Genomic DNA, 25,565 nt, shown 5'->3' with positions numbered 1-25,565 from the left:
CCTCAGGGACGTGAGTTGCGTTGGGCGTCGAGCCAGGCGCGAACCTGGGCGAGATCGGCGACGCCGGGCAGGACGGTTTCCTCGCCCTTGGCGTCGATCATGACGGTGCGCGGCAGCTCACCGGCCCAGGCCGGATCGATCTCGTAGCGCAGCCGCTCGTAGAAGCGATCGGTGAAGCTCCAGCTTTCGCTGCCGGAGAGGCCCGCTTTGTCCAGCGTCGCCGCGACGCGGTCGGGATCCTGCGGCAGCGGATCGGCGGCGATCAGCACGAGCTTCAAGTCCGGCCGCTCCCGACGCAGCTTGCCCCAGTGCGGCAGCTCGACCAGGCAGGGGCCGCAGGTGAAACCCCAGAAATGGATCACGGTCGGCTGGCCATCGTGGCTGGCGCGCAGTTTGGCCCAGCTGCCGCGCTCGAAGGCGAGCGGGCTGGTCGGTTCGGCGCTGGCGAAGGACGCGATCGCCAGGAGAATGGCGAGCAGGATCGACAGTCTCATGGCTGGTCCTCCAGCGGAATCAGGCGATATCCCTGCGCCTTGGTGAGCCATGACAGGTACGCTCGCCCGGCGTGGCCGATCAGCAGCGGGTGATCGGAGGCATCATCGGTTTCGGCGACCGTGCGGCCCTTGCTCCACGTCACACCGCTGTCGTTGGAGACCTGCCAGCGCACGACGACCTTGTTGCCGTCAAATTCCTTCCAGACCAGATAGACGGCGCGGCCCACGGCAAGCAGGTACGGCCGCGCCGGCTGGCGGTCGGACGAGGAGAGGGCGCGCGGCGGCCCGAAGGCCGAGTCAGCCGACTCGGCGCGGGCATAGAACAGGCCCTTGCGCGCCTTGCCATCGGTGAACCACGCGACGTGCTGAGATCCGTCCGCGGCGACGGCGAGGCTTGGGCCATGATGAGGGCACGCCTCGATCTTCCAGTCGTCGGTGCTTACGCGACGCAACGGGCCGGGCGTCGTCGCATCCCTGAAGGTGACGACGGCGTGGTCGCGCACCGATCCGGAGAAGACGTTGCGGAAGGCGATCACGGGACGCCCTGGCCCGGCGAAGGCAAGGCCAAGCCGACAACATTCGCAGGTGTTGTCGAGCGCGATGTCCGTCTTGCCGAACGTGGCGCCGTCGTCCGACCAGGCGTAGGCCAGGGCGGCGCCGGCGTAGGCTTTGCCGGCGGCGCGTGCGGGCGGAATGTTGCGCTTGTCGAGCCATGTCGCGAAGACCCGGCCGGCCGGATCGATGCCGGCGATCTCGAAGCGCTGGCTGGTCGTGTCCGGCGTGATCGGCCGGGGCTTGGAGAAGTTGGCGCCGTCGTCGCCTGAGCGGGTGAAGAAGGCGCGGCCATTGAAGTTCTTGTCCTGGAAGATGCCGAAAGTGACGATCAGGCCACCCCTGGGATCGACCGCGATGCGCGCGCGCGCATCGGGTCCCCAGTCGAGGTTCATGGGCTCGGGCGTCACCCTCACGGGTGCGGAAAAGGTCTTGCCGAGGTCGATCGAACGCTGCACGACGACACGGTCGACCATTGGCCGCGCCAACCAGAGCGTGCCGTCCGGCGCGAAAGCCGGCGCAGCGGTGAACGCCTCGGGCGCGCTGCCCGGCCTGCCGTGCTGATGCTGTGCGACGGCAGCAGAGCCGAACAGGATAAGCGCTGGAAGCGCGAGCAACAGTCGCATCAGAACCTCACTCTCAAGCCTGCGATCGCCGTCAGCGGCATGCCGAGCTGCGGGATAGAAGAGGGGTTGACGGTCGACCCCTCGAACGACGTCAGCGAGTATCCTTGGGCCAGATACTGGACGTTCGTCAGGTTCTGGATACTGCCATAGATGTCGACATCCTTGGCAGGCGACCAGCGCACGCCAAGGTCGATCAGGGTGGCGCCGTCGTTCAATTGCGTGTGACCTGTGTCGTTCCAATACTGCGGGAACGACTTCATGGACGCCGTGATGACCAGGGTCTCGATCGGCCGCCATTCCACGCCGGCCGTGAACATGTAGGTCGGCACCTGGCCAAGCTGGACGCCTGTCCGTACCAGGGTCGGATTGATCGAGCTGGTGAGATGGGCGTTGGTGTTGGTGAAGCTGCCCATCAGCCGGAGCTGCTCCAACGGCTGCCAGGTGGCGATCAGCTCGAAACCCTGGAACATGGCGTTGCCGATGTTCTGGTATTGGCGGACCGTCGTGAAGGCCGGGCTGAGGCCCGCCGCCCAGACGAACGGCGCGGCGCAGACGGGGTTGGTGTTGCAGACCGTCACGAGGTCGATGAAGTTGTCGAGGTTGTTGTTGAAGTAGGTCCCGGAGAGGGTGAAGCCCTTCCATTCGAAGTCGAAGCCGACTTCCTGGCCGAAATTGGTCATCGGCTGCAGGTTGGGATTGATCGTCGTATAGCCTGTGCCGGAGGCGAAGACCCGATACATCTGGTTCATGCCGGGTGCGGAGAAGTTGCGGTAGATCGCCCCGCGCAAGGTCAGCTCGTCGCTGGCATAGAACTTCAGGCCGATCCTCGGATCGAAGCTCGATGCGCTGGCATTGGGCACCACGTTGAGCGTGCCGGAGTTCGTGGTCAGCACGCTGGCGTTCATGGCCTGCCAGAAATCGCCGCGCACGCCGACCGTGACGTCGACCGGCAGCCCGCCGAAGCGCCAGGTGCCCTGCCCGAACACGCCCTGCAGGCGATGCTCGCCGTTGACGACGAAGGTCGTCGGGTTGGCGCTCACGCTGGCATAGAGATTGTTGTAGTCGGTGATCAGGGTGCGGCGGGCATCGACGCCGATCTTGACGTCGCGCAAGGGGCCGAAATTCGCCTCGTAGAAGATCGAGCCGCCCTGATCGGCATTGGGGGCCGCCTCGATCTGGCTGACGAACTGGTTGAGGGCGCTCGTGTTGTTCAGCGTGTAGCCGCCGCTGCCCACGTTGATGGTGCCGAACGAGCCGCTGCTCAGCCAGCCGCTGAAGTTGATCGAGGACTTGTCGTCGAGCTGGTAGCTGCCGCCCAGCAGCAGGCGGTAGGTCGACCAGTTGTTGTGGGCGAAGGTCCAGACCAGCCCATCCTCGTAGGTCTGGTTCCAGTAGGCCTTGGCGAAGACCTTGAGCTTGTCGCTCGGCGCCAGGAAGACGCTGGCAGCGATATTGTCGGCCTTGGAGGCCGTCGGCACCAGGTTGATGTTCCGGTACTGCGCCGGCGTGAGGTTGTAGCCCGAGCTCTGGGCGTGGTTGTAGCTCGCCCCGACCTTGACCTTGTCGTTGACGATCACGCTGCCGGCGACTTCTGCGGTGGCGGTGTTGTAGCTGCCGTAGCTGGTGTCGGCCGCGGCGCCCGCCTTCGTCGGTTCGCGGGTGACGATGTTGATCACGCCGCCCATCGCCATGTTGCCCCACAGGCTGGTCGCGCCGCCGCCGCGAATGACCTCGATGCGCTCGACCGCGTTCTTGGGGATGGTGCTCCAGTTGATGGTGCGGAAATAGGGGTCGTTGATCGGCGCGCCGTCGACCATGACCAGCGTGTTGATCGTCGTGCTGGTGCCGAAGCCACGAATGTTGACCGGCTGGGCTGTCGGATGGAGCTGGCCGGTCGGGATATTGGGCAGCCAAACGCCGGGAATCCGGTTCACGATCTGGTCGATGCCGGTCTCGGGCAGGGCCTGGATCTGCTCTCGCGTGAGCAGCGTCGTGCTGACGTCGAGCTTGTCGAGTGCCGAGCCGCGGCCGGCGGTCACGGTGATGGGCGGCAGGTCGACGGCCGGTGCAGTGGGATCGGCAGGCGGCGGCTGTTGCGCCCTGGCGAGCGCGGGTATGAGGGTCAGTGCCCCCAGGGCGGCGCACGTCGCCACCCGAATGGAAAACATGAATACTCTCCCCAACTGACAAACGAATGCCGCGCGTGAACACGCGCGGCGGCTTCATGGGTCAGACGGGGAGGGGTGGCGCTCGCGGTTGACTGGGTCCGTCGCGGATGCCGACCGGCGCGATCGCTGCTTGCGGGAGGACGGATCGTTCGACGGTGGGGGACGGCAGGCCGACGATGACGAAGATCGACGGCGGCTCGCTCACCTGGGTCGCGTGGGCCAGCCCAAGGCAGCATTCGTGCAGCTTGCCCGCAACGGGCGTCGTGCCGTCGCGATCGCGCTCGGCCGAGGCGCCGGGCAGGCACATCGCCGCCCAGGTCGCCGGGCCGCCGTCGCGCATCAGCACGGCATGGGCGAGCGGCTGCAGGAACTCGAGCGTGATCGCAAACAGCGCCACGGCCAATGCCGCTGCGCGCCAACCCGATGCGGGGTGCCGGCGATCCATGTTCCAGCTACGCACGAACGGGGGTGAAGCGGAAGGGGCAGGTTGTCGCTTGGCGACTCATCATCATCATCATCATCTTCTTCTTCTTCTTCCGGACCGCGGGCGTCCCGCCCGCTCACCTCATGATCGGCGCATGTGAATGCGCCGGGCAGGCGAGACGCCAGCGGTCCGGAAGAGCTAAAGATCCAGCGCCGCCAGCCGCGAATCGCCGCTCGTCTGCGCGAAGGTCTTGAGCTGCCACAGGGCGGCGAGGTGCAGGCCGGGGATCTCGAGCCTGCCGTCGCCGAGCTCGGCGATGAACTGGCGCCACGGGATGACGTGCGGGCGAATCACCTCGCCGGGATCGAGCTTCTGGTCGGCAACGGGGCGCGCGTCGAGCGCCAGGAAGGCGTGCACGCGGTTGTTCTGGCGCGCGGTGTTGGCTGTCGACGAGCCGAGAGCGTGCCATTCATCCGCGGCGTAGCCAGTCTCTTCCAGAAGCTCGCGCTGCATGGCGGCGAGCAGATCCTCGCCGTCGTGATCGGGGGCACCGCACGGCAGCTCGATGGAATTCCGGCCGACGCCGTGACGATACTCCTCGATCAGGACAATGTGACGATCGGAGGTGAGCGCCACGGCGCAGATCCACTCGGGGAATTCGAGGGTGTGGTAGGGCGACAGGATGGTGCCGTTGGGCACGCGCACCGTGTCGCTGCGCAGCGCCAGCCAGCGATCGCGGTAGCTGTATTTCGTGTCGAGCACCTGCCAGGGCTCGATCGCAATGGCCTGCCCGTCGCTGGCCATCACACCGCCGTCCAGCCGCCGTCGACGACCAGCTCGGCCCCGGTGACGTAGGACGATTCGTCCGACGCCAGGAACAGGATGGCATAGGCCACCTCGTCGACCTCGCCGGCGCGGCCAAGCGGCACACCCTTCAGGGTCTTGGCCCGGGTCGCCGGATCGGCGGTGCGACCCGACGTGCGCATCGGCGGCATCAGGCCGGGATGCACCGAATTGACGCGGATGCCGTCGCGGCCGTGCTGGGCGGCGGCCGCCTTGGTGATCAGCCGCACAGCGCCTTTGGAGGCGTTGTAGCCGACATGGATGTAGCCCTGGCCGACGATGCCGGAGACCGACGACAGGTTGATCACCGAGCCGCGACCCGCCTTTTTCATCGCCGCGATGCCGTGCTTCATGCCGAGGAAGACGCCGGTCGCATTGATGCCCATCAGCCGGTTCCAGGCCGCCGTATCATAGAGATCCTGCTCCGCCGAACCCGAGATGCCGGCATTGTTGACCAGCACGTCGAGCTGGCCATGGTCGGCCAGGATGCGATCGATCACGCTTTTCCACTGCGCCTCGTCGGTGACATCGAGATGGGCGTAGCTCGCCCGGCCGCCCGCCTTGACGATATCGGCGACCACCGCCTCGCCCTCCTTGTCGAGCAGGTCGGCCACAATGACGGCCTTGGCCCCTTCGCGGGCGAACAGGCGGGCCGTCGCGGCGCCCATGCCGCCGGCCGAGCCGCTGATCAGGGCGACCTTGTCCTTCATGCGCATCGTTTCTCTCCCTCGAGGTTATGTACGAACCGGCCAATTCGATTGGGCCAATTTGGATCAGGCTGCCTGGATCAGGCCAGCTTGAGGCCGATGATTCCGGCCACGATGAGGCCGATCGACACCATTCGCAGGGTGGATGCCGAATCACCGAACGCGGCGATACCGACGACGAAAGCGCCAACCGCGCCGATGCCGGTCCACACGGCATAGGCCGTGCCCATGGGGATGAAGCGCTGTGCCCACAAAAGCAGCGCGCCGCTCGCCGACATGGCCAGGACGGCGAAGGCGATCCATCCCCAGCGGGCGCCCTGGTCGGTCCAGCCGAGCTTCAGGCCGACCGGCCAGCCGATTTCGCAGATTCCCGCCAGCACCAGATAGAGCCACGCCATCCCTCTCCTCCTCGCTGCCGGTCGCAGCATCGTTGACGACAGCGTGCCGGCCTGTTCTGATCCCACTTCTGATCTAAGACTTGCACGCATCTTGCAGGATAGCGAGAGCGTCGGATGGCAATGGATTGGTACAGGGTGATGGGAGCGGGACCATGAACGAACGTGAATTGCGGCGCCTGATCGGCGCGGTGAAGACTGGCAAGCTGTCGCGACGCGGCTTCGTCCAGCGAATGGCGGCGGTGGGACTGGCAGCGCCGATGGCAACACAGCTGCTCGCCTACTCGGGCGTGGCGATGGCGCAGCCCAAGTCGACCTACAAGCCGACCAAGCGCGGTGGCGGCGGGCTGCTCAAGGTCTTGTGGTGGCAAGGCTCGACCTTGCTCAATCCGCACTTCGCCGTCGGCACCAAGGACCAGGACGGCTCGCGCTGGTTCTACGAGCCGCTGGCCAACTGGGACGCCGACGGCAATCTCCAGCCCAGGCTGGCGGCATCCATTCCAGGCCGCGAGGACGGCACCTTGGCGGCCGACGGAAAGTCGGTGATCTGGAAGCTGAAGCAGGGCGTCACCTGGCACGACGGCAAGCCGTTCACCGCCGACGATGTCGTGTTCAACTGGGCCTATGCGAAGAACCCGGCGACTGCCGCGACCACCAGCGGCTCCTACAAGGATGTCGTGGCCGAGAAGATTGACCAGTACACGGTCAAGGTGAGCTTCGCCAAGCCGACGCCGTTCTGGGCCGACGCCTTCGTCGGCCCGCGCGGCATGATCATTCCCAAGCACCTGTTCGAGGCTTTTGCCGGCGACAAGTCGCGCGACGCGCCGACCAACCTCAAGCCGGTCGGCACCGGCCCGTACATGTTCAAGGATTTCAAGCCGGGCGACATGTTGGCGGGCGTGATCAACCCCAACTACCACATGCCGAACCGGCCCTACTTCGACGCCTTCGAGATGAAGGGCGGCGGCGATGCGGTGTCGGCGGCCCGCGCCGTGCTGCAGACCGGCGAGTTCGACTTCGCCTGGAACATGCAGGTCGAGGACGAGATCCTGCAGCGCCTGGAGAAGGGCGGCAAGGGCAGGGTGGTCATTTCCCAGGGCGGCAACATCGAGCATATCCAGCTCAACAGCACTGATCCTTGGACCGAGGTCGACGGCGAGCGCTCGAGCCTCAAGACCACACATCCGACCCTGTCGGATCCGGCGGTGCGCCAGGCCCTGTCGATGCTGGTCGACAAGGTCTCGGTCGAGAAGTTCATCTACGGCCGGACAGGCACGGCGACGGCCAACTTCGTCAACAACCCGGAGAAGTTCCGCTCCAAGAACACCAAGTTCGAGTTCAATGTCGACAAGGCCAACGACATTCTGGAGAAGGCGGGCTGGAAGAAGGGATCGGACGGCATCCGCGCCAAGGACGGCAAGAAGCTGAAGTTCGTCTACCAGACCTCGATCAACCAGCCGCGCCAGAAGAACCAGGCGATCGTCAAGCAGGCCTGCCAAAAGGCCGGCATCGACATCGAGGTCAAGGCGGTGACGGCGTCGGTGTACTTCTCGTCGGATGTCGCCAACCCCGACACCTACACCAAATTCTACACCGACCTGCAGATGTACACGACGACCATGACGCAGCCCGATCCGGAAGTGTTCATGCTGCAGTTCACGTCGGCCGAGGCGGCGACCAAGGCCAACAAATGGCAGGGTCGCAACATCACGCGCTGGCGGAACAAGGAGTACGACGACATCTTCAGTGCGGCCCAGGTCGAGGTCGACCCGGTCAAGCGCGCCGGCATGTTCATCAAGCTGAACGACATGGTGATCAACAACGTGGTCGTGATCCCGGTGGTGGCCCGTCCCACGGTCACGGCGGTGAGCAACCAGCTCAGGGTGAACCTGAGCGGCTGGGACAACAACACCTGGGACATCCAGGACTGGTACAAGGAGAGCTGAGCCGACAGTCGTGACGGCAGAGCAGCGGAGGCTGTGAGTGTCCCGACAGTGGATCGTTCGCCGACTATTGCTCGTGATCCCGGCCATGCTCGGGATCAGCGTTCTCCTGTACACCGTTCTTGCGCTGGCGCCGGGTGACCCGTTCTCCGAGCTGGCGCAGAATCCGGCAGTGCCGCCCGAGGTGGCGGCGGCGCTGCGCGCCAAGTTCGGCCTCGACGACCCGGTGTGGGTCCGCTACGGCCACTGGTTCACCTCCATGATGCGCGGCGACTGGGGCTTCTCGTTCGTCAGCCGCATGGATGTCGACACCCTGATCCTGCAACGCCTGCCGACCACCCTGGTGGTGATCGGTGCCGCCCAGCTGATCGCCATCCTGGTGGCGCTGCCGGTCGGCGTGCTGGCCGGCATCCGGCCGTACTCCGTGTTCGACCAGATCGCCAACACGCTGGCCTTCATCGGCTTCTCGCTGCCGACCTTCTTCACCGGCCTGCTGCTGATCCTGGTGTTCTCGATCCAGCTCGACTGGCTGCCCTTCGTCTACCGGGCCGACATCAACGCCACCGGCTGGAAGTTCTACTGGGAGCACATCAAGCAGTCGATCATGCCGGTCATGGTGCTCGGCCTGTTCCAGGGCGCCTCCCTGGTACGCTACGTGCGCTCCTCGGTGCTCGACGTGGTCCGCTTGGACTACGTCATCACGGCACGCTCCAAGGGCATTGGCGAGCGCAAGGTGATAACCAAGCACGTGGTGCGCAATGCATTGATCCCCGTCGTCACCCTGGTCATGCTGCAGATGCCGGTGGTATTCGGCGGCGCTATCGTCACCGAGCAGATCTTCCGTGTCCCTGGCATCGGCTCGCTCCTGATCTCGGCCATGCTGGCCAACGACACGCCGGTGGTGATGGCCGTCACCTTCGTGTTCTCCTGTCTCGTCGTCCTCTGCAACCTGATCGCCGATGTGCTCTATGCCTGGCTCGACCCCCGCATCTCCTACCGCTGAGGCGCGCCCATGACCGTCACGCAGAGCGCCCCGACCGGTATCGCCGCGCAGCCCGCGGCCGCGGCCGCGCCGGCGCGCAAGAAGCAGCATTTCTCCCCCTGGCAGGAAGTATGGCGGCGCTTCCGCCGCCATAGGCTGGCGCTGGCGAGCTCCATTGTTCTGGGACTGATCGTCGCCACCGTCGTGGTCGGTCCGTTCATCTGGACGGTGCCGATCAACGAGATCGACTTCGCCGCCAAGCTGGAGGGGCCGAGCTGGTCCCATCCACTGGGCACCGACGATCTCGGCCAGGACGTGCTGGCCCGCATGATCTACGGCGGACGCATCTCGCTCGCGGTCGGTCTGGCGGCGATGGTCGTCGCCATCTTCGTCGGCGTGCTGGTCGGCGCAATCGCCGGCATGGCGAGCGGCAAGGTCGACGCCGCGCTGATGTGGCTGGCCGATCTGTTCCTGTCGTTGCCGACGCTGCCGCTGTTGCTGCTGATCATCTACCTGTTCCGCGATTCGCTGAAGGCGGTGTTCGGCGTCGAGGGCGGCATCTTCATCATGATCGTGATCGTGATCGGCGGCCTGCGCTGGATGCCGGCGGCCCGCCTGGTGCGCGCCCAATTCCTGTCATTGCGCGAAAAGGAGTTCGTCGAAGCAGCGCGGGCGCTCGGCGCCTCGCGCAGCCGCCAGGTCATCCAGCACATCCTGCCCAATGCGCTGGGCCCGGTGATCGTGGCCGCCACCATCGACGTCGCCGCCGCCATCATCCAGGAATCGACCCTCTCGTTCCTCGGGCTGGGCTTTCCGCCCGACATCCCGACCTGGGGGCGCCTGCTCGCCGACGCCAAGGACTATCTCGACATCGCGCCGCATTGGGCGCTCGCCTCCGGTGCTGCGATCTTCCTCACCGTGCTGTCCATCAACTTCATTGGCGATGGGCTGCGCGATGCGCTGGACCCGCGCCGCGTCATTTGAGGGGTTCGTGGTCGAAACACTGCTCGAGATTCACGGACTGAAAACCTGGTTCAAGACCGACGACGGCATGGTTCGTGCCGTCGACGGCGTGGACTTGCGGATCGATCACGGCGAGACCGTGGGAGTGGTGGGCGAATCGGGCTGCGGCAAGACCGTGACCGCGCGCTCGGTGCTCAAGCTGATCGACATGCCGCCCGGCCGCTTCGAGGATGGCAAGATCCTGTGGCGCGGCCGCGACCTGATCCCGCTCGACGACGAGGAGATGAACAGGATTCGCGCCCGCGAGATCGCCATCATCTTCCAAGAGCCGATGACCTCGCTCAACCCGGTCTACACGGTCGGCGACCAGATCGCCGAGGTGATCGCACTGCACCAGAAGCTCGGGCGCAAGCAGGCGATGGAAGGGGCGGCCGAGATGTTGCGCCTGGTCAACATCCCCAACCCGCAGCGCCGCGTGCACGACTATCCGCACCAGTTCTCCGGCGGCATGCGCCAGCGCGTCATGATCGCCATGGCGCTGTCGTGCCAGCCCAAGCTGCTGATCGCCGACGAGCCGACCACGGCGCTCGACGTCACCATCCAGGCGCAGATCCTGGAGCTGATGCACGAGATGAAGGATCGCTTCGGCATGGCGATCATGCTGATCACCCATGCCATGGGGGTGGTCGCCGAGACCTGCCAGCGGGTGACGGTGATGTACGCCGGCAAGGTGGTGGAGGAGGCGCCGGTCGGCGAGCTGTTCGGCCAGCCGCGCCATCCCTATACCCAGGGGCTGATCCGCTCGATCCCGCGCGTCGATCGGGCGGCCGAGAAGAAGCAGCGCCTGGAAGCGATCTCGGGCACCGTGCCGAGCCTGCTCGATCCGCCGCCTGGCTGCCGCTTCGCCGCCCGCTGCCGCTACGCCAGCGACATCTGCGTGCGCGAGATGCCGCCCCTCAAGGAAGTGTCGCCCGGCCATTTCGTTCGGTGCGTGCTGTGAGCGGCGCGACGGCAGGCGCAGGCGACGCGCTCCTCTCGGTCCGCAATCTGCGCAAGCACTTCGCCGTCAAGGGCGGCGTGTTCGTACGCGAGATCGATCGCGTTCACGCCGTCGACGGCGTGAGCTTCGAGATCGGCGCCGGCGAGACGCTGGGTTTGGTCGGCGAATCGGGTTGCGGCAAGTCGACGACCGGCCGCTGCATCCTGCGCCTGATCGAGCCCAGCTCGGGCGAGATCTCGTTCAAGGGCGCCGACGTCACGCGCATGGATGCCACGGCGCTGCGCTCGCTGCGGCGCGACATGCAGATCATTTTCCAGGACCCGTATGCGTCGCTCAATCCGCGGCTCACGGTGGGCGCGATCATCGGGGAGGCGCTGACCATCCACAAGCTGGCCGAATCGCGTCAGGCGCAGGAGGATCGCGTCGTTCAGTTGCTGGAGACGGTCGGCCTGCAGCCCGACCACATGCGCCGCTTCCCGCACGAGTTCTCGGGCGGCCAGCGCCAGCGCATCGGCATTGCCCGCGCGCTCGCCGTCGAGCCCAAGCTGATCGTCTGCGACGAGCCGGTGTCGGCGCTCGACGTCTCGATCCAAGCCCAGGTGATCAATCTCCTGGAGGACCTGCAGGAAGAGTTCGGCCTCACCTATTTGTTCATCGCCCACGACCTCAGCGTGGTCGAGCACATCTCGAACCGGGTGGCGGTGATGTATCTCGGCCGCGTGGTCGAGATCGCGCCGGCGCGCGATCTCTACGAGACGCCGCTGCATCCCTACACCGAGGCCTTGCTGTCGGCGGTGCCGATCCCCGATCCCACGGTCAAGCGCAAGCGCATCATGCTGCAGGGTGACGTGCCCAATCCCATCCGGCCGCCCTCGGGTTGCCATTTCCACACCCGCTGCCCGATCGCCAAGCCCGACTGTGCTCAGCGCGTGCCCGAGCTGCGCGAAAGCCGTCCCGGCCACTGGGTGTCCTGCCACTATAGGGGGTAGGCTCCTCCCCAGCGCCATCGCTGGGGAGGTGTCCGCGTCTTCGCGGACCTGCCTTCGCCGAAGCGAAGCCGCTTCGGCTTCGCGCAGGCAGGCGGAGGGGGCATGGTCTTGCGGACCGCGGGCGTCCCGCCCGCTCGTGGTTTCATGAGCGGGCGGGACGCCCGCGGTCCGCAGGAGGGTGACGTTCACCCCTTCGGGGTGAATACGTCGAGGTCCCCGAGGCCGATCGTTTTCTCGATCTCGTGGACCTTCTTGGCGACCTTTTCGAAGCCGTCGGCACCGAAGGCCTGGCGCTGGGTCTTCTCCATCTCGTCGGCAATCTCCTGGTGCTCGTCGCCGGTCACGAGATGGCGGAGGGTGGGATAGACGTCGGTTTCCTTGCGCGCCATGTGCGGGCGGTACAGGGTGACGAAGGCCTGGATGTCGGGCGCCATGGCCTCTCGCGGCTGCCGGTTGCGCGCCTGCGGGGCGGCGGCGATGATCCGCTCGGTGAGCTTGCGCCCGGCGGCATGCTGGACGGCCAGGACGTTGACCAGCTCGACCATGCGCCCGGCCGTCTTGAAGCGCGGGAACACCAGCTCCTCCTCCTGTTTTTCGTGGTGGCGGTGGATGAAGTCGAGGACGATGCGAGCCGAGACCTCGAGCACCGCCGGGTCGATGTCCTCGCCCTGGCCGAGCCGGCGCATGGCGCTTTCGTAGATCAGCAGGATGCGGGCCAGCACCGCGTTGTCGCGCATCAACATCTCGGCCGGCGAGACGAATTCGTCGGAACGTTTCTTCCTGATGTCCTGCGCCCGGCCAGGCAGAACGATCGCCGCGCTCGCCAGGCCCGCACCCACACCCGCACCCGCACGCAGCAGCGTGCGCCGTCCTGATGCTGCAATCATGACGCCACTCCATTTCCCAATGCCGGGAAACGGGCGGCAGCAGATCGGGTTCCGAGATTACTGCGTCCCGAGCTTCCAGCCGACTTCCTTGGCGAAGGACTGGAAGAAGTCGACGTCGTAGGCCTGTTCCGGCGCCTCGCGTACGCGGCGGTCGATCTTCTCGGCGTCGGCGCCGACCAGGATGCGCCAGCGCTCGGCCTTCACGCCGTCGAGGATGATCTTGGCCGCCTGGGCGGCGCTGGTCGGGGCGTCCTCGAGGAAGCTCCGGGCGCGCTGGGCCGCCAGCCGGGCGACGTCGTCGTCCGACAGCTTGCCGACGTCGAAGCCCATCGAGGCGATGCGGGCGCGAATCTGGGCGATTTCCGTGGCATTCATCGTGTCGCTGAGATTGCCGCTCTGGATCTTGCGCGAGTTCGATACGATCGAGGTGCCGATATGGCCCGGCATCACCACCGAGCATTTGATGTGCGGGGCGTTGATGCGCAGATCGGTCTGCAGCGCCTCGCTGAAGCCCTTCACGGCGAACTTTGCCGCGCTGTAGGAGGTATGCGGCACCATCGGGCCAACCGAGGCCCAGAAGCCGTTGATGCTGCTGGTGTTGACGATGTGGCCCTGGTCGGCCTTCAGGAGCATCGGCAGGAAGGCGCGTGTGGAATAGTAGACGCCGAACCAGCAGATGTTGAAGGTGCGTTCCCACTCCTCGCGGCTGTTGGCGATCATGCTGCCGCCGCCGCCGATGCCGGCATTGTTGAACAACAGGTGAATCTTGTCGGTGTCTTGCTGTTCGGCCACCTCGGCGGCGAAACGCTTGACATCGTCCTCGTTGGCGACGTCGGCGACGTGGGTGGTGATGCGCAGGCCCTGCGGCAGCCGCTCGACTTCGCACAGCCGCCTGGTCTCGGCCATGCTGGCTGCCGAGATGTCGCACATCGCCACGTTGCAGCCTTCGGCGACGAGCTGGCGCGCGAGCTCGCGGCCCATGCCGGTGCCGCCTCCGGTGATGACCGCGATCCTGCCTGCGAAATCCTTCATGGCTTCTGTCTCCCTCGCCGCATCGCGCCCTTGTCGGGCCGCGCCGGCTGCATCTATCCTCGTGACGCTTCCATCTTCGTGACACAGTGCTCCTAGAAACTCTTTTGCCGCTCGGCAAGGTCGATCCCGGCCTGCGCGCCCCCGAGATTCCGCTCGACCTCGCCACCGTCGGCGAGAACGCCCGCCTGCTCGAGGAGGTCGGCTACGACGGCATTGTCGTCGAGGAGACCAAGGACGATCCGTTCGTCATCATGGCGCTGGCCGCGCAGGCGACGACCCGGCTGAAGCTCGCGACGTCGGTCGCCATCGCCTTTCCGCGCAGTCCGGCCGTGACGGCGATGAGCGCCTGGACACTGCAGAAGCTGTCGCGCGGCCGCTTCACGCTGGGCCTCGGTACCCAGGTCAAGGCGCACATCGAGCGGCGCTATGGCCTTGCCTGGTCGCCGGCCGGTCCGTGGATGCGCGAGTACGTCGGCGCCGTCCGCGCCGTATGGGAGTGCTGGCAGAACGGCACGCCGCTCGCGGTGCGTGGCCCGCACTACAACCTCGACCTCATGGTGCCGCTGTTCAATCCGGGCCCGATCGAGCATCCGCGCATTCCCATCCAGCTGGCCGCGGTCAATGCCGTGATGTGCCAAGTGGCGGGCGAGGTGGCCGACGGCATCCGTCCCCATCCGGTGTGCACGCCGTCCTACATCGCCGGGGTGATGCTGCCTGCCGTGCGCGCCGGCGCGGCCAGGACCGGCCGCTCGCTTGCCGACTTCTCCGTTTGCATGAAGCCCCTGGTCGCCGCGGCGGCGAGCGAGGCCGAGCTGGTGCCCAAGGTGCGCGACGTGCGGGCGCGCATCGCCTTCTACGCATCGACGCCGCAATATCGCGCCGCTTTCGAGCATCTCGGTCTCGGCGAGCTGGCCGATCGGCTGAAACTGCTGTCGCGCGCCCAGCGCTGGGAGGAGATGCCGCGGCACATCAGCGACGAGGTGCTGGAAACCTTCGTGACCATCGGGACCTACGACACCATCGCGCGCAAGCTTCACGAGCGCTACGGATCCGTCGTCACCCATTGCGAGTTCTCGATCCCGGTGAAGGACGCCACCGACAAGGCGCGGCTGGGCGACCTTGCCCGCACCCTCCAGGGCGAAAGCGTGGACATGGCGAGGCGTGCCATCGCCGGATGACCGGCTCCCCACGTCGCAGGGGCGTTCGCCTATGGCCAAAAAAGCCGTCATCCCGAGCGGAGCCACCCGATTAGGCGCTGTTTACAGCGCCATTGGCGGCGTAGTCGAGGGACCTTTCTTGTTGCTGCAACAAAGAAGGGTCCCTCCGCTGCACCTCGCGGCGCTCGGCTCCGGTGGGGATGACGGCTCTTGGGCCGTACGCGAATACCCAGCCGCCCGTTGGCGCGAGAGCTCACGACACTGCGAATTGTTCCGTGCTGGAACGCTCACTGGCGATGCTACAATATTTCTCTGCGCGGACACGCCGTCCCGTCGGAGTCGATTCCTTGTCGACGCCTGCTGATGGCTTGTGAATCTGCCAACGAGTCGACGTGTTGTGAGCCAGCTGGGCGGTTAGATGCGGCGATGGAACAGAGGCCGAAGATTCTCCTGGTCGAGGACGAGGCGGTCACCAGGGCGACGCTGAGCCACTTCCTGGCGCGCAACGAATTCGAGGTGAAGGCCGCCGCGACAGCGGCAGAGGCCTACGGCCTGTTGGTCGCCGAGGCCTTCGCCCTCGTGTTGCTCGATATCAACCTGCCCGATCTCGACGGGCTGTCGCTGGCGACCGAGATCCGCCGCAGCTTCGACGTTGCCATCGTTTTCGTCACGCAGCACAACGAGCGCAGAACGCGCATCGAGGCCCTCGAGACCACGGGTGACGACTACCTCACCAAGCCGCTCGACCTGCGCGAGCTGCTGGCCCGGCTGCGCAACGTCCTGCGCCGGCGCGGCGCCGGCACCGGGACCGTGGTGTCGATCGGCGACATCGAGGTCGACCTGCTGCGCCGGGAGGTTCGTTCGGCAGGTGACGGATCGATCGATCTCACGCGCGGCGAGTTCGATCTGCTCGCCGCCCTGATCAGGTCGAACGGCAACGTCGTCACACGAGAGACGCTCGCCTCGGTGGTCACGCGCCAGCTCGGGCCGAGCGATATGCGCACGGTCGATACGCTGGTCAGCCGGTTGCGCCGCAAGCTCGGCCCGGGCCTGGGCGATAGCCACCAGATCAAGACCGAGCACGGCGTGGGGTACCGGCTGCTCCGTGGGCGGCGACCGTGAGGAACGACTGCCGGGCCGCGGCCTTCACCGCGCTCGACGGCAGACGCGCGCTCGTGGGCGCCATCGCCGGACGGCTCGGTCTCAGTCATCGTTCGGGCGTCGTCCTGGTCTGCGGCCCAGCGGGGATCGGCAAGAGCGCCGCGATCGAAGCTGCCCTGGCGAACGTCGAGGCTTTCGTGGGCCGAGGAAAGATCGCCCAGCAGGCCGGTCTCAACGGCCTGGCTCCGGTTCGCGAAGCGTTGCAGCAGTCGCTCGAGGCGGTCGTGGCTGTGGCGGCAGACCGCGCTGCCGCGCTCGCCCGGCTGCGCAGCGATGTCGGCCCACTGCTCGCTCTCGTCCAGGGCGAGGTCGACGTCGGCAGCGACGCCGGCACGCTCGATCGCCTTCTCGAGGGCGCGCTTGCAGTGACCACGGCGATGGTCAAATTCGGCCGCCCGGTCGTGCTCTTCATCGACGATCTGCACTGGGCCGAGGAGCGGACTCTCGCGCTGCTTGCCAAGCTGGTGAAGTTCGGCCCGGCGCACGCCCTGTTCGTGATCGCGGGCAGCCGCACCGCCGGGATCTCCATCGATGGTGATCGCCTGATCGTGGCGCCGCTCGACGTTACCGACGCCACGCGGCTAGTCGAATCGCAAATCGGCGGGGATCGTGCCCTGGCGCGCAACATCGTCGAGATCGTCGGTGTGGAGGCCTCGTCGACGCCGTTCGGTCTCTTGGAAGCGCTGCGGCTGCTCGAGCACAACGGTATCCTCGCGCGCGGCGCCACGGGCCTGTGGTCGCTGACGGCGCTCCGTGCCGATGTCGGGGTGCGATTGGAAAGCCGGTTGGCCAATCTCGCGCCGGAGATGCGCCGGATCGCATCGATCGCCGCCTGCCTCGGTGACCGTTTCCGCCGCGCCGATCTCGACGCGATCGTCGCGCGCCTGACCGGCGCTCCCGTCGCGCCGGGCATGGTCGACCGCCTGCTGGCGATGGCGATCCTGTCGCAACGCGATGACGATCTGCGGTTCGCGCACGATTTGCTTCAGGAGAGCGCCCAGCGAGACATCGCCGCCGACGAGCGGCATCGGGTTCATCAGCTGGCGGCGGAGCTGCATCGCCAGCGTTACCTGGCTGAGGAGGCGGCCGGCGAAGTCCTGAAGTTTGCCACGCATGCGCTGGCCTGCGAGCCCATGATCGAGCTCGCAGCCGCGTGGACGGACGCGCTTGCCGACGCCGCGGAAGTCTCGCTGGCGCTCGACGACCTCGCAGGTGCCAGCCGCATCGCCCGGCATGGCCTGACTCTCGTCAAGTCGCATGCACGTGGAAGGAGCCCATCGCCTGCCTTTCGCTTGAGCGTGGTGTTCGCGCGGACGGCGCCGTTAGAGGAGCTGGCGGGCCATGAAGCCGAGCTCGTCGCGCTGGCCGCGACGGCGATGGAGATCGCGATCGCCTATGGAACGCTCGCCGCCCGTTGGTTTGGTGCGGGCGAGAACAAGCGCGCCGTTGCAGCGGTATTGGCCGGTCTCGCGGCGCTCGGGCTGCCGGCGCCGCGATCGGTCGGCAAGCTCCGCGCCGGCGCCGGGATGGCCTGGACGAGCCTCGCCGCACCGCTCGCCCGACGGCTGTCGCGGATGTGGCGCGCACCTCCCTCGCGCCGGGTGCTGATCGACGCCGAAGCCTTCCTGATCGAGAAAGGGGTGCCGGCACTTTACAGTTCGACACTTCACCTGTGCGCCTGGCTCCGGGCGCGTGCGGCCCTGCATCAGCTGGCGGTCGATGGAAGTCGGCAGTACAGCACCAACTCAGGCATGACCGTGGCGCTGGCATCGGCCGGACGCCTGGCCATGGCGCGGCGCTGGGCGCGCTCGACCCTGGACGCGCTGCCGGACAGCCTGAGCTATGGTCGCGCCTCGGCACTTTATCGCGCCACGTTCTTCGGCGAGATCTGGCGCCGGCCTTTCGCGGAGCTCGCCGACGTCAATCGTCGCGTCGTCGCGTACGCGGTCCTCGAGGGCGACCAGCTCTACGTCGCCTATGGCGTGCGCAACCTGGTCCATTGCCTGTGGTTCGCCGCCGCCGACCTGGACCAGGTTTCCCGGGTGGCGAACGAGTATGCCAGCCTGCTGACGCGCCTTGGCGATGTCGGCAATCGGCGCATCGTCGAGTCGATCTCCCAGGCGATCGCCGGACTGAAGGAAGGCGTCGACAAGCCACTGGCGCTCGATGGCCGCATCGTGTCGGCCGAGGACGTCGAGCAGCTCGCGCGAATGAACAACTGGGATGCCTGGGCGATCTGCAAGACGCTCGATCTGCAATTGCGGGTGGTCGATGGCGACTTCGCGGCCGCACGCCGCATCGCCGACGAGCTGGCGCCGCGCGCGAACAATCTCGTGGGGACGCTCATTCACCCGTTCTATTGCGCGTTCTCCGTGGTTGCCTGTGCCCGGACGGCGGATCTCACCGGAGCGCGGCGCTCGTTGCGCCGGCTTGCCGGCTATGCGCGCACGTGTCCGGAGGCCTTCTCGGCCCTGCGTGACCTCTGCCTGGCCGAGGTGGCCGCGGCACGCGGCCGGTCCACCGTTCATCTCTACGATCGGGCGGCGCAAACGGCGGCGAGGCTCGGCCGGGATTTCGACCGCGCCTTCATCCATCGGCTGGCGGCGAGCGCTGCGCGGCGGAGCGACCTGACGGGCGAACAAGAACGGCATGCCGGTGCGGCGGAGATGGTCTGGCGGCAGCTTGGCGTGACACGTTTCACGTCGTCCACCAACATCGGCGCCGATTTCGCCCAATTGTCGGAAGTTGCCGAAGCGGCTTCGCTCGATCAGGCCTGCCAGCGCGCCACCGCCGTGCTTGCCGGCATCTGCGGGTTCGATGTCGGGCTTGCCGTGCGTGTCGAGGGGGCCTGGCGTTCCTGGACCTCCAGGCCAGAGACGCAGGCGAGCGACCTTCGACGACGGCTGGCCATGGTCGGCGATCAGGGCGAGTCGCGTCAGGCGAATGCACGTCTCCTGTCGGCCGGTGACGAGATCGGCCTTCTCGTCGTCGATGCCGAAGGGGCGGCGGCCGGCACGGCCTTGGCGCGGCTCGCGCCGCTCGCGCGATGGCTGGCGCCGGTCGTCGACCGGCATCGGCTGGCTGCCGAGATGGAAATTGTTCGCGGCCGACTGGCTGCGGCCGCCGAGGCAGCACGCGCCAGCGCAGCGGAGTCGGCCGAGCGCGAGCGGGCCCTGGCGTCGCGGTCGGCAACCGCCATGGCGACGATCGGCCACGAGCTGCGCGGCCCGCTGGCTGCGGTCGGGGCCCTGATCGAGGTGTCGTCCCAGGGGCCGGCACCGAGCGGGCATGTCGCCGCCTTGCGCGCCGCCTTTCTGTCGCTGCGCGAGCTGGTCGACGACCTGCTGACGGTCGGCCTGTGCGAGGCCGGCAAGCTGCCGCTCAGCGCCGCGCCGTTCGACCCCGTCGAGGTCGCGCGCATCGCGGCGCGACTGGTGGAGGCACAACACGCGGTCGCGGGCCGGCCGCTTTCGGTTGCCCTCGGCGGCTGCCGGGAAGCGGTGATCGGTGACGCGCGACGCCTGCAGCAGATCTTGCTCAACCTCCTGTCGAACGCCTACCGCCACGCCCCCAGCGGACCGGTGACGCTGGGCGCCACCTTCGTCGACGAGGGCCGTGCGCTGCGTTGCCGCTTCACGGTCGAGGATGAGGGGCCGGGCCTCGGCGAGCGCGGCGCAGCCGGGCTCTTCAAGCCATTCTCGACGACCCTGCCGTCTGCGGGCAGCGGCCTCGGTCTCTCTGTATCGCACCATCTCGCCGCGGCACTCGGCGGTACCCTGACGGCGACGGGTCGGCTCGGCCCTGGCGCCTCGTTCTGCCTGGAGGTGAGCTTCGACAAGGCGCTCGCCAACCGGCCGTCGGCTGTCGCGCCGCGCTCCCTCACTGTGCTTCTGGTCGACGATCTCGAGCTGACGCGCACGTCCTATGCCACGCTGCTGGGCCTCGAAGGCTGGCGAGTCGTCTCCGTTGAGACCGGTGAGCAGGCGCTAGAGGTCTTGGCGCAGTCGACCTTTGACCTCGTGCTGCTCGACATGTCGTTGCCGGGATGGGACGGGCTGGAGACCCTGCATCGGATGACGCGGCTCCTGGCGGAGAGGACGCAACGGCCGGCGCTGGTGCTGTTCACCGCCATGCCGTCGCCGACCATCGTCGAGCGCGCCAAGGCGGCAGGCGCCGATGCCGTCCTCGCCAAGCCGGCGACCCGCGAGGAGATCGTGGCCGCGGCTGCCAGCCTGGTTCCGGGCCGCCCCGCCGAGGTCGGCGTCGACGCCGGCCGCCTCGCGCATCTGCTCGAAGCTTTGGGCGCCGACGGCATCGGGACCATCCTGTCGGCAGCGCAGATGGAGCTGCCGTCGCTCGCCGAGGACCTGGCCAACGCCGGGACTGCGGAGGCTCGACGCCTGGCCGCCCATCGACTGCACGGCTTCGCCACCCATCTCGGGCTGGCGGATCTTGCCCGCTTTGCCGCCGCGGCCGAGGCAAGCGGCTCATCCGTCGCCGTCGCCGAAGGCCTGATCGAAAGATCGGCCGCCGCCCTCGAGGACATGCGGCAGATCGCGATGTCCCGCTAGAACGTGGTTTTGTTTGGTCGAAGTACCAAAGAGGGTCTCACCCTGAGGAGCCACGCGGAGCGTGGCGTCTCGAAGGGTCGGCCGAAGTTCGTCTGTTGCCGACCCTTCGAGACGCGGCCCGTGGCCGCTCCTCGGGGTGAGGTTTTTCGGTGCTTCAATCCAAGAAGATCTCGCTCTAGAGAGGTGCGCTCCCATCAGAAGAGTTGCAGGACCATTCGTGTTTGCCGAGGGCGGCCTATGGCGGCGCGAGGCAACTCGCCAGCCGCGCCTTCAGGGCTTCCGTCTCGAGCCCGCGTCCGATCAGCACCAGCCGGTTGGGGCCAGGCGCCGACCGGGGATCGTCGTCGAGCGTGAAGCGCTCGCCCACCAGATGGAAGACATAGCGCTTGCCGGTCTCGGCCAGCCACAGGAAGCCCTTGCCGCGGAACAGGCCTGGCGGGCGGCCGTGGTCGAGGAAGGCCTGGAACGACGAAACCGAGAACGGCTGGTCACTCGAGAACGACACCGAGACGAGTCCGTCGTCCGCCAGATGCGCCGTGGTCCGCGCGCGATCGAGTGAGCTCTCCTGGAACAGATCGGTGTCGAGGATCAGGGGCAGCGGCACGGCGCTCCGTGTCGTGCGCACCAGACGTGCGCTCGGGTTGACGTCGCGAATGTCCGCTTCCACGGCGCCGAGCCTGGCCTCGTCCACCCGGTCACACTTGTTCAGCAGCAGGACATCGGCGTAGCGCAGCTGATGGCGGGCGGCGAAGCTGTCGAAATGGTCGAGGCTGAACTGCTCGGCGTCGGCCAGCGCCACGATGGCATCGAGGCGCAGCAGGTCGCGGAACTCCGGGCGCTGGAAGGTGAGGGCGACCGGCAGCGGGTCGGCGGCTCCCGTCGTCTCGACCAGCATGTGATCGATCGGTTCCGGTCGGCCGAGCACGCGCACGATGCCGTCGATCAGGTCGGTGTTGGTCGAGCAGCAGATGCAGCCGTTGCTGAGCTCGATCATGCCGCCCTCGCTGGCGACGATCAGGTCGTTGTCGATGCCGATCTCGCCCAGCTCGTTCACCAGCACGGCGGCCTTGATGCCCTGTCGGTTGGTCAGGATGTGATTGACCAGCGTGGTCTTGCCGCTACCGAGGAAGCCGGTCACCACGGTCACCGGCAGGCGGCCGTTCGCGCGCCGCACTGCCGTGAACAGGACGGGCGGCAGGGTCATCCGGCCGGGCTGGGTGCGCTGGCGTCGAACGTGTAGCTGGTGCCGACGGCCGACTGGCTGACCCGCTCGCCGTAGGTGTCGGCCAGCGCATGCAGCGCCCGCCAGCCGGTGCAATGGCCGGCGATGATGTAGCGGATGTCGAACGGCCGGAGCCCTTCGACCGTCTGCGGGATGATGTGCTCCATGACGCCGCCCAGGTGCAGGCCGCCCATGACCGCGTGGATGGGCAGGTCGGGAAACAGCCGGCGGACCTCGGTGCAGACATTGACCACGCCGGCGTGGCTGCAGGCGGTGAAGACGACGAGGCCGAGATCGCGCACGTGCACGATCAGCATGCGCTCATCCATCAGGTAGGGATCGGGCCGCCATTCCTCGGAGTTGTCGCGCCGGCAGAGGTGATCCTCGCGGCCGGTCTCGAACGTGGTGACGCGCGGGATCTCGCCGCTGTAATAGAAGTGCCCGTCGAGCAGCAGGCGCGCCGCGCCGTCGTTGACGACGCGCGCGCCGCGCTCCGTCATCTGGGCCGGCGTCGGCACGCGGGCGGCGGGGAAGATGACCCCACCCTTCAGCAGCACGCCGCGCTCGTTGAACATGCCGGGATTGACGTGCACCGTGACGGACTCGCGGCCGCGGCGCGCAACGATGGCGTCGATCGCCGCCGGCACCGCCCCCATGTGATCCCAGTGGCCGTGGGTGATGGCGATGGCCTCGACCGAGCCGAGGTCGAGCCCTAGATTGCGGCAGTTGCGGATGAACGCTGCGCCCTCCGTGCCGGTGTCGAACAGCAGGACGTGCTCGCGCTGCCCGATGCGCGTGCGCAGGCGCAGTCCGTAGCCGAGGTTGGCGACGAGCAGCGTCTCGCCTGAGATCTCCTTGGCGCCTGCCAGCACGACATTGGCGAACTCCGACACCGCAAACAACGTCTTGCTGACATAGGTGTCGCTGACATTGTCGGTGAGGACGTCGACGGAGAGAAAGTCGACGACGGCAGGTTGGGCAGGCTGACCCGGTGCGACGCTCATGCGATACTCCAACTGACTTCGATGACGCTCGATCATAACCGCAGTGGCGCCAGGATGGCAGCCGGGAGACGACGATGACCATCAGGTGGATGGTGCTGCCGGCGCTCGCCCTGCTGCTGTGGATGTCGCTCTGCCCCGCACTGCAGGAGACACCCTAGCGCACCGGAGCTTTCTTCGCCGATGCTGCGATCTCGGCGAGCATGCCCTCAAGGGTGACGGTCCGGCAGTAGCCGCCGAATGCCTGCAGTGCGTTGGCCTGTCGCTCGGCCGTATAGGTGCTGCAACAGTCGGTAATACAGATCGCATAGTAGCCGCGATCGGCGCCGTCGCGCACGGCCATATCCACACATTGATCGGTCAGCAGGCCGACGACGAGGAGATGACGCACCCCGAGATTGTGCAGCACGTAATCGACATTCGTGGAGTTGAACACCCCCGATGAAGTCTTCGGCAGGACGATCTCATCGTCGTGCGGAGCCACCGCATCGATCACCTGTCCTTCCCAGGCTCCCTTGGGAACCAGGATGCCGGAGAGCTTGTGATCGAGGCTGCGGTCGCGGCCATCGCGGGTCAGGCTTTCGATAACCGTATAGACCACCTCGATGCCGGCTTGGCGGCAGGTCGCGATGAGGCGGGCGATGTTGGGCACCACCCGAGCTTGCAGGTCGGCGACAAAGGCCGGGTGCTCACGCTCGATCGGCGGCGAAATCTCGAGATTCTGGACGTCGACCACCAGCAAGGCGGTCGCCTCCGGTTCGATGGGACGATCGCGGCGCCAGCCCGTCTTGTTGGCATGAACCGGGGGAAGTGACAAGGAAGGCTCCACACTCGCGAAAGCCGTATCAGGGATGTGACACCAATTGTGGTGCTCGCGCCAAAGAGTAGCTCGTGCTCCGGCCGCCTGCGGGATCCTTCCTGAGCACCCCTCGGCTCACCAGGTCGGTGATGTCTCGAAGCGCCGTACCAGGTGAGCACTTCTCGAATTTTGCCCACTTGCTGGAAGTGAGCTTGCCCGTGAACCCATCCAGCAGCCGATTGAGCATGTCGCGCTGGCGGTCGTTCATCTGGAAGTCGCCGTGACGCTTCCAGAATTCGGCCTTGGCCAGAACGGTGCCCAGAATTTCTTCAGCGCCATCCATCGCGCGGTCGAGACATCCCAGGAACTACGTCAGCCAGGCGGTGATATCGCGATCCTCTGGGAGTGCTCGAGGATGTCGTAGTAGGCGCTGCGTTCAATCTGGATCCACGCCGACATGCTGTAGAAGCGCTGAGAGGTCTGGTCGGCACGCGCCAGCGCCATGTCGGCGATCGCCCGCGCCATGCGACCGTTGCCGTCCTCAAAAGGATGGATGGTGACGAACCACAGATGGGCAATGGCGGCCTTGAGCACCGGGTCGAGTGTCCCGGGCGTGTTGAACCAATCGAGGAATGCGCGCATCTCGGCATCGAGAAGACGGGCCGCCGGCGCCTCGTAGCGCACGCGTACGCGTCCATAGGGGTTCGAGACGACCTGCATCGGGCCCTTCGCATCCCGGAGCCCGCCAGCGCCTCCTCAAGGGCCTCGACGCAGAAGGTGCTGTCCATCGTGTTCGACAGCCGCCAGGCCAGCACAGCCCGGCTGGCCCAGTCCATGATCGCCACCAGATGCAGGAAGCCCCGGCCGATCGGGATGTAGGTGATGTCGGCTGCCCACACCTGGTTCGGCCGATCGATCGGTATGCCGCGCAGCAGGTAGGGGTACACTTTGTGGCCCGGCGCCGGCTTGGTCGTGCGTGGCTTGGGTCCCAGGGCGGCGATCCCCATCTGCCTGAGCGCATTCGAATGCGCCTAATCAACCGGTGCACGCGCTTGCGGTTAATCGGATGTCCTTCCTCCCACAGCACCCGGGCCAGCCGCCGCGAGCCCAGGAACGGCCAGCTCGTGAACAGTTCGTCGATCCGTCGCATCAGGCCCAGGTCATTGTCGTTGGCCGGCCGGCGCTCGCGGTAGACGCCCGAGCGGGCGATTCCCAGCAGCCGGCACTGGCGACGCACTGAAATCTGCTCCTGGTCGTGGTCGAGCAGCGCTCTGCGGTCCGGTATGCTCATCTTCCGGACCTCCGCTAAAAAATCCCGCTCCACGATCAACTCGCCGATCTTGGCGTACAGCCGCTCGACCTCGCGCTCTCGGTCGGCCGACACGTTACCGCCGCCGCCGTCGAACGCCCGTGATGCCTGCTCCTGCAGCTGCTTCTTCTAAGCGTAGATCTGATTGGGGTGTACCTGATAGCGCTGCGCCAGGTCGGCAACCGTCGCTTCCTCTCGCAGCGCCTCCAAGGCGATCTTCGCCTTCAACGCCGCATCGATCTTACGTCTCATTCTCTGGTTCATGGTCTGCTCCGTCTAGTAGTGCGGAACAGCTCTGTCTCCAACTAACCGACTGGTCCCAAAAACCGGGTCCAGTTCA

Annotated in this window: 23 protein-coding genes and 2 pseudogenes; 8 read left to right on the top strand and 17 right to left on the bottom strand. The window is 66.8% G+C overall.

Annotated features, from left to right (window positions below):
* Positions 1 to 2 precede the first annotated feature (2 nt).
* The 7 genes from AB7O82_RS14190 to AB7O82_RS14160 all read right to left on the bottom strand — a co-directional run bounded on the left by AB7O82_RS14190 (position 3) and on the right by AB7O82_RS14160 (position 6,212).
* Positions 3 to 494: a TlpA family protein disulfide reductase gene (locus AB7O82_RS14190; protein ID WP_428556308.1), complete on the bottom strand. Its 492-nt coding sequence runs from the start codon at positions 492 to 494 to the stop codon at positions 3 to 5.
* Positions 491 to 1,672: a sialidase family protein gene (locus AB7O82_RS14185; protein ID WP_428556310.1), complete on the bottom strand. Its 1,182-nt coding sequence runs from the start codon at positions 1,670 to 1,672 to the stop codon at positions 491 to 493. The genes AB7O82_RS14190 and AB7O82_RS14185 overlap by 4 nt, the downstream gene beginning before the upstream one ends.
* On the bottom strand, positions 1,672 to 3,840 hold the full coding sequence (locus AB7O82_RS14180; protein ID WP_428619634.1) for a TonB-dependent receptor: 2,169 nt from the start codon (positions 3,838 to 3,840) through the stop codon (positions 1,672 to 1,674). Before AB7O82_RS14180 ends, AB7O82_RS14185 begins: the two co-directional genes overlap by 1 nt.
* A 61-nt stretch (positions 3,841 to 3,901) precedes the next feature.
* Complete coding sequence (locus AB7O82_RS14175; RefSeq protein ID WP_428552038.1) at positions 3,902 to 4,285, bottom strand: DUF2946 family protein; 384 nt, start codon at positions 4,283 to 4,285, stop codon at positions 3,902 to 3,904.
* A 177-nt stretch (positions 4,286 to 4,462) separates the two neighbouring features.
* Complete coding sequence (locus tag AB7O82_RS14170; RefSeq protein WP_428552041.1) at positions 4,463 to 5,068, bottom strand: NUDIX hydrolase; 606 nt, start codon at positions 5,066 to 5,068, stop codon at positions 4,463 to 4,465.
* A complete protein-coding gene (locus tag AB7O82_RS14165) occupies positions 5,068 to 5,817 on the bottom strand; it encodes an SDR family NAD(P)-dependent oxidoreductase (protein ID WP_428552044.1) in 750 nt (249 codons plus the stop codon). The genes AB7O82_RS14170 and AB7O82_RS14165 overlap by 1 nt, the downstream gene beginning before the upstream one ends.
* 77 nt (positions 5,818 to 5,894) lie before the next feature.
* Entirely contained in the window at positions 5,895 to 6,212 is a 318-nt protein-coding gene (locus tag AB7O82_RS14160) for a DMT family transporter (protein ID WP_428552047.1), read from the bottom strand.
* A gap of 152 nt (positions 6,213 to 6,364) precedes the next feature.
* Here AB7O82_RS14160 and AB7O82_RS14155 point away from each other — a divergent pair, with 152 nt between their 5' ends.
* Genes AB7O82_RS14155 through AB7O82_RS14135 form a run of 5 tightly spaced genes read left to right on the top strand, consistent with a single transcriptional unit; the run spans position 6,365 to position 12,086 of the window.
* Positions 6,365 to 8,155, top strand: a complete 1,791-nt coding sequence (locus AB7O82_RS14155; protein WP_428552050.1) for a peptide ABC transporter substrate-binding protein — start codon at positions 6,365 to 6,367, stop codon at positions 8,153 to 8,155.
* Between the two features lie 37 nt (positions 8,156 to 8,192).
* Entirely contained in the window at positions 8,193 to 9,155 is a 963-nt protein-coding gene (locus tag AB7O82_RS14150; RefSeq protein ID WP_428552053.1) for an ABC transporter permease, read from the top strand.
* 9 nt (positions 9,156 to 9,164) lie between these two features.
* Positions 9,165 to 10,118 carry an ABC transporter permease gene (locus AB7O82_RS14145; RefSeq protein ID WP_428552056.1) on the top strand — a complete coding sequence of 318 codons (954 nt, stop codon included), beginning with the start codon at positions 9,165 to 9,167 and terminating at the stop codon, positions 10,116 to 10,118.
* Positions 10,090 to 11,097: an ABC transporter ATP-binding protein gene (locus AB7O82_RS14140; protein WP_428552059.1), complete on the top strand. Its 1,008-nt coding sequence runs from the start codon at positions 10,090 to 10,092 to the stop codon at positions 11,095 to 11,097. Before AB7O82_RS14145 ends, AB7O82_RS14140 begins: the two co-directional genes overlap by 29 nt.
* Entirely contained in the window at positions 11,085 to 12,086 is a 1,002-nt protein-coding gene (locus AB7O82_RS14135; protein ID WP_428552062.1) for an ABC transporter ATP-binding protein, read from the top strand. Before AB7O82_RS14140 ends, AB7O82_RS14135 begins: the two co-directional genes overlap by 13 nt.
* 185 nt (positions 12,087 to 12,271) lie before the next feature.
* Here the strand turns inward: AB7O82_RS14135 and AB7O82_RS14130 are convergent, their stop codons facing one another.
* Both AB7O82_RS14130 and AB7O82_RS14125 read right to left on the bottom strand, forming a co-directional pair.
* Positions 12,272 to 12,973, bottom strand: a complete 702-nt coding sequence (locus AB7O82_RS14130) for a hemerythrin domain-containing protein (protein WP_428555639.1) — start codon at positions 12,971 to 12,973, stop codon at positions 12,272 to 12,274.
* A 57-nt stretch (positions 12,974 to 13,030) separates the two neighbouring features.
* Complete coding sequence (locus AB7O82_RS14125) at positions 13,031 to 14,005, bottom strand: SDR family NAD(P)-dependent oxidoreductase (protein ID WP_428555636.1); 975 nt, start codon at positions 14,003 to 14,005, stop codon at positions 13,031 to 13,033.
* A 104-nt stretch (positions 14,006 to 14,109) separates the two neighbouring features.
* On the opposite strand from AB7O82_RS14125, the gene AB7O82_RS14120 reads away from it, so the two are divergent.
* The 3 genes from AB7O82_RS14120 to AB7O82_RS14110 all read left to right on the top strand — a co-directional run bounded on the left by AB7O82_RS14120 (position 14,110) and on the right by AB7O82_RS14110 (position 20,894).
* Positions 14,110 to 15,183 (top strand): TIGR03617 family F420-dependent LLM class oxidoreductase, encoded by a 1,074-nt coding sequence (locus tag AB7O82_RS14120; protein WP_428555633.1) that lies wholly within the window; start codon positions 14,110 to 14,112, stop codon positions 15,181 to 15,183.
* Between the two features lie 405 nt (positions 15,184 to 15,588).
* The gene (locus AB7O82_RS14115) at positions 15,589 to 16,284 is read left to right on the top strand and encodes a response regulator transcription factor (protein WP_428555630.1); all 696 of its coding nucleotides are present in this window, start codon (positions 15,589 to 15,591) and stop codon (positions 16,282 to 16,284) included.
* The gene (locus AB7O82_RS14110) at positions 16,281 to 20,894 is read left to right on the top strand and encodes a response regulator (RefSeq protein ID WP_428619632.1); all 4,614 of its coding nucleotides are present in this window, start codon (positions 16,281 to 16,283) and stop codon (positions 20,892 to 20,894) included. The genes AB7O82_RS14115 and AB7O82_RS14110 overlap by 4 nt, the downstream gene beginning before the upstream one ends.
* A gap of 235 nt (positions 20,895 to 21,129) precedes the next feature.
* Here the strand turns inward: AB7O82_RS14110 and AB7O82_RS14105 are convergent, their stop codons facing one another.
* From AB7O82_RS14105 to AB7O82_RS14070, 8 genes and pseudogenes are all read right to left on the bottom strand, one after another.
* The gene (locus AB7O82_RS14105) at positions 21,130 to 22,098 is read right to left on the bottom strand and encodes a CobW family GTP-binding protein (protein WP_428556081.1); all 969 of its coding nucleotides are present in this window, start codon (positions 22,096 to 22,098) and stop codon (positions 21,130 to 21,132) included.
* On the bottom strand, positions 22,095 to 23,120 hold the full coding sequence (locus tag AB7O82_RS14100) for an MBL fold metallo-hydrolase (protein ID WP_428556078.1): 1,026 nt from the start codon (positions 23,118 to 23,120) through the stop codon (positions 22,095 to 22,097). The genes AB7O82_RS14105 and AB7O82_RS14100 overlap by 4 nt, the downstream gene beginning before the upstream one ends.
* A gap of 154 nt (positions 23,121 to 23,274) precedes the next feature.
* Complete coding sequence (locus tag AB7O82_RS14095; protein WP_428556075.1) at positions 23,275 to 23,934, bottom strand: isochorismatase family cysteine hydrolase; 660 nt, start codon at positions 23,932 to 23,934, stop codon at positions 23,275 to 23,277.
* 28 nt (positions 23,935 to 23,962) lie between these two features.
* A complete protein-coding gene (locus AB7O82_RS14090; protein ID WP_428619629.1) occupies positions 23,963 to 24,259 on the bottom strand; it encodes a hypothetical protein in 297 nt (98 codons plus the stop codon).
* Between the two features lie 29 nt (positions 24,260 to 24,288).
* Positions 24,289 to 24,636 carry a Fic family protein gene (locus AB7O82_RS14085; RefSeq protein ID WP_428619627.1) on the bottom strand — a complete coding sequence of 116 codons (348 nt, stop codon included), beginning with the start codon at positions 24,634 to 24,636 and terminating at the stop codon, positions 24,289 to 24,291.
* 83 nt (positions 24,637 to 24,719) lie between these two features.
* Positions 24,720 to 24,923 (bottom strand): annotated as a pseudogene (locus AB7O82_RS14080) (IS3 family transposase); the annotation flags it as partial.
* Between the two features lie 65 nt (positions 24,924 to 24,988).
* Positions 24,989 to 25,066, bottom strand: a pseudogene (locus AB7O82_RS14075) (hypothetical protein); the annotation flags it as partial.
* Between the two features lie 288 nt (positions 25,067 to 25,354).
* Positions 25,355 to 25,477, bottom strand: coding sequence for a hypothetical protein (locus tag AB7O82_RS14070; protein WP_428619625.1), 123 nt, complete (start codon positions 25,475 to 25,477; stop codon positions 25,355 to 25,357).
* Positions 25,478 to 25,565 lie beyond the last annotated feature (88 nt).

Origin of the sequence: Reyranella sp., from assembly GCF_050185545.1 — a bacterium.
GTDB lineage: Bacteria > Pseudomonadota > Alphaproteobacteria > Reyranellales > Reyranellaceae > Reyranella.
The sequence above is the reverse complement of the archived record's forward strand: the minus strand, read 5'-3'. Positions and strand labels throughout refer to the sequence as shown.